Here is a 776-nt window from a genome sequence, read left to right as displayed (position 1 = left end):
CACCCTCGTGGGGGTGCCGCAGCACGCCCGCGACGTGCGCTGCGGTCAGCAGCTTCACGAACTTCATGGCTGTTCTCCTGAAGCGGTCAGGGCGGCCGCAGCCGGCCCTGCCGCAGGTTCATGGGTGCGCGGGCCTCAGGCGCCGGGCTGCTTGTAGGCGGAGCGCCAGTTCACGGCGCCAACGCCGTAATCGTGGCGGACCTTCCACTCGACACCATCGACGCGCCAGCCGTCCTGGCTGTCGGTGAACGGCTCGGTCACGCCGTTGAGGAACACCACCTCGATCGCCGGCGCGACGTTCGGATCCGCGAAGGCGTAGTAGGCGGTGCCCGACAGGCGCGGGCTGTCGACGATGTCCTCGAACATGCCGTTGACGATGTTCGGCCGCTGCAGCTTGTTCACGGCGTCCGGATCGTACTGGCTGCCGTTGATCACGCGGGCAGCGCCGCCCAGCGCGAGGGCGAGCAGCAGGATGGACGGACGGATGTCGAGGAACTCGTTTCCGCTGACGTCCTTCTGCTGCGCCATTGCCACCCGGATCGCGTCGAACGCGGCGACCGAGGGCGCGGCGCCGGCCGCCGCGAGGTTGCCGTGGTCGGCGTGGAATAGCGGCTTCCCGTCGTTCATGATCGGATTGCTGTTGAGCAGCGCGAACACGTCGATCTCGATCGTCAGCTTGGCGGCCCGGCCGAGATCGACGGCGAGACCGGAGAACACCTCCATGTCGTCATTGACGATCGCCTGGCGCGACAGGTTGATGATGTTGCCCTTGGTCG

Annotated in this window: 1 protein-coding gene; it reads right to left on the bottom strand. The window is 67.5% G+C overall.

Going from position 1 to position 776, the window contains the following annotated elements; translation table 11 throughout:
• Window positions 1–135: 135 nt before the first annotated feature.
• Window positions 136–776: phage major capsid protein (locus tag MHZ35_RS18240; protein ID WP_446741080.1), on the bottom strand; the 641-nt coding region annotated here is incomplete at its 5' end.

The organism is Sphingomonas sp. ACRSK (genome assembly GCF_022346685.1).
Taxonomy (GTDB): Bacteria; Pseudomonadota; Alphaproteobacteria; order Sphingomonadales; family Sphingomonadaceae; genus Sphingomonas; species Sphingomonas molluscorum.
Note: the sequence above shows the minus strand (reverse complement) of the source record. Positions and strands in the feature narration are given on the sequence as shown.